Here is a 2,863-nt window from a genome sequence, read left to right as displayed (position 1 = left end):
CGCGCTCTCGGATGCGATGATCGCGGCCTTGTCCGACACGCTCGATGCCATCGCCGATGATCGCGATATCCGCGTCGTCATCCTCACCGCCGAGGGCCCCGCCTTCTGCGCCGGGCATCATCTCAAGGAAATGACCGCGCGGCGCGCCGATGCGGATCGCGGGGCGGCCTATTTCGCCGATCTGATGCGGCGTTGCTCGGCGCTGATGCAGAAGATCGTCGCCCTGCCCCAGCCCGTCATCGCGTCGGTCGAGGGCGTCGCCACCGCCGCCGGATGCCAGCTCGTCGCGAGCTGCGATCTCGCCGTGGCCGGAGCAAAGGCGCGTTTCGCCACGCCGGGGGTGAATATCGGGCTGTTCTGCTCGACGCCGATGGTGGCGCTCTCGCGCAACCTCGCCAACAAGCACGCCATGGAGATGCTGCTGCTCGGCGAACTCGCGGATGCCGAGACCGCGCATCGCTTCGGCCTCGTCAACCGCGTCGCGCCCGAGGGCGAGGCGCTGGCGCAGGCGCGAGCCGTGGCGACGACCATCGCCTCGAAATCCGGCCATACCCTCGCCATCGGCAAACGCGCCTTCTATGCGCAGCGCGAAATGGGGCTCGAAGAAGCCTATGATTATGCGGCGAAGGTGATGGCGGAGAACATGATGGCGCGCGACGCCGAGGAGGGCATCGGCGCCTTCATCGAGAAACGCGAGCCGCGCTGGCAGGGGCGCTGATCAAGAGGAGGGCGGGGAAGGCCCCGCCCCTCACCACATGTCGAGGGCGACGCGGGCCTCGTCCGACATGCGGCTCTGGTCCCAGGGCGGGTCGAAGGTCATGTTCACCGTGACGCTCTGCACGCCCGCGACGCCGGCCACCGCATTCTCCACCCAGCCCGGCATCTCGCCGGCGACGGGGCAGCCCGGCGCGGTCAGCGTCATGTCGATGGCGACATTCCGGTCATCGTCGATCTCGACGCGGTAGATCAGGCCGAGTTCGTAGATATCCGAGGGGATCTCCGGGTCGTAGACCGATTTCAGCGCCATCACGATATCATCGGTCAGACGATCGATCTCCTCCGGCGGCAGGCCGGATTGCGCGCCAATGGCCGGGGCGTTCGGTTCTGGCGTATCAGTGCTCATCTCTCTCAAACCTCTCAGGCGAACATCGTTTCCGCCTTGCGTAAAGCGTCGACGAGTTTATCGACCTCCTCGCGCGTGTTGTACAGGGCAAACGACGCGCGGCAGGTGGATGTCACGCCGAAGCGGCTCAGAAGCGGCATGGCGCAATGGGTGCCCGCACGGACCGCTACGCCGTAGCGATCGATCACGGTAGCGACGTCATGAGCATGCGCGCCCTTCATCTCGAAGGAGAGGATCGCGCCCTTATCCTGCGCCTGGCCGATGACCTTCAGCGAATTCATCTCGCGCAGGCGCTCATGCGCATAGTCGCGCAGCATGTTTTCGTGGGCGACGATCTCATCGCGCCCGATATCCATCATGAAGCGCAAAGCCGTGCCGAGCGCGATCGCCTCGATGATCGCCGGTGTCCCGGCCTCGAAACGATGCGGCGGCGTGTTGTAGGTCACCGTCTCCGTCGTCACCTCGGAGATCATCTCGCCGCCGCCCTCGAAGGGGCCGAGCTTGTCGAGCCACGCCTTCTTGCCGTAGAGCACGCCGATCCCGGTCGGCCCATAGACCTTGTGGCCGGTGAAGACGAAGAAATCGGCATCCAGCGCGCGCACGTCCACATGCATGTGCACCGCGCTCTGCGCCCCATCGACGAGCACCGGCACGCCGCGCGCATGCGCCGCCTTGATGATCTGGCGCATCGGGGTGATGGTGCCCAGCGCATTCGACATCTGCGTGATCGCGACCATCCTGGTGCGAGGAGAAAGCAGCTTCTCGAATTCCTCGAAGAGGAAATTGCCGTCATCATCCACCGGCGCCCATTTGATCACGGCGCCCTTGCGCTCGCGCAGAAAGTGCCAGGGCACGATGTTGGAATGGTGCTCCATGATCGAGAGGATGATCTCGTCCCCCTCCCCGATCGCTTCGGGACCTTCCATCTGGCCGAACGCGTTGGCGACGAGGTTGTAGGCCGCCGTGGCATTGCGGGTGAAGACGATCTCGTCGGCGGATTCCGCGTTGAGGAATTCGCGACAGGTCTCGCGCGCCTCCTCAAAGCCTTCCGTTGCAACATTGGCCATGTGATGCAGGCCGCGATGCACATTCGCGTAGCCTGTCTCCATGGTCTCGACCATGCGGTCGATGACGGCGCGGGGCTTTTGTGCCGAGGCGGCATTGTCGAGATAGACCAGCGGCTTGCCGTAAACCTCCTGCGACAGGATCGGGAATTCCCGGCGGATCGCCTCGACATCGAAAGCCTGCGGGCTCTTGCTCACGTCCATCGCCTCATCCTTGCTGTCCGCCACCTGCGCGGCGGCGGACGGTTTTGCTGCGCCCCGGCTCATCTGGCAAGGCCGGGGCGCTTCCTGTGCTGTTTACGAACGAGAGGCCAGCCAGGTGCGTGCGACACTCAGAAGCGCCTCGCGCAGACCCTCATCCGTCTCGTCGACGGCTTCCTCGACCGCTTCGCCGAGGAAGGATTCGATCAGGAGCGCCTCGGCCTCCGGACGCGGAATGCCGCGCGCCATCAGGTAGAACAGCAGATCGTCGTCGAGCGCACCACAGGTCGCACCATGGGCGCAGAGCACGTCATCGGCGAAGATTTCGAGCTCGGGCTTGTTGTTCATGGTGGCGCCGTCGGAGAGAAGCACCGCCGAGGACATCATCTGCCCGTCGGTCTTCTGCGCCTCCTTTGCCACCGCGATCCGGCCCTGGAACACGCCGGTGGCGGTGCCGTCGATCGCCGTCTTGAAC

Annotated in this window: 4 protein-coding genes; 1 reads left to right on the top strand and 3 read right to left on the bottom strand. The window is 65.1% G+C overall.

Annotation, left to right across the window (positions count from 1 at the left end):
- Positions 1-718: enoyl-CoA hydratase (locus VKP01_RS15250; protein WP_324413777.1), on the top strand; the 718-nt coding region annotated here is incomplete at its 5' end.
- Between the two features lie 30 nt (positions 719-748).
- Here VKP01_RS15250 and VKP01_RS15245 read toward each other — a convergent pair.
- The 3 genes from VKP01_RS15245 to VKP01_RS15235 all read right to left on the bottom strand — a co-directional run.
- A complete protein-coding gene (locus VKP01_RS15245) occupies positions 749-1,123 on the bottom strand; it encodes an SUF system Fe-S cluster assembly protein (RefSeq protein WP_074445123.1) in 375 nt (124 codons plus the stop codon).
- Between the two features lie 14 nt (positions 1,124-1,137).
- A complete protein-coding gene (locus VKP01_RS15240; protein ID WP_324413774.1) occupies positions 1,138-2,391 on the bottom strand; it encodes a cysteine desulfurase in 1,254 nt (417 codons plus the stop codon).
- Positions 2,392-2,484: 93 nt separating this feature from the next.
- A partial coding sequence (locus tag VKP01_RS15235) for a SufD family Fe-S cluster assembly protein (RefSeq protein WP_324413772.1) occupies positions 2,485-2,863 on the bottom strand: 379 nt, incomplete at its 5' end.

Origin of the sequence: Saliniramus sp. (assembly GCF_035311605.1) — a bacterium.
Classification (GTDB): Bacteria; Pseudomonadota; Alphaproteobacteria; order Rhizobiales; family Beijerinckiaceae; genus Saliniramus.
The sequence above is the reverse complement of the archived record's forward strand: the minus strand, read 5'-3'. Positions and strand labels throughout refer to the sequence as shown.

Excerpts from the sequence above, each read along its gene's own strand:
- VKP01_RS15245 (WP_074445123.1), bottom strand. The coding sequence starts at position 1,123 with ATGAGCACTGATACGCCAGAACCGAACGCCCCGGCCATTGGCGCGCAA.
- VKP01_RS15240 (WP_324413774.1), bottom strand. The coding sequence starts at position 2,391 with ATGGACGTGAGCAAGAGCCCGCAGGCTTTCGATGTCGAGGCGATCCGC.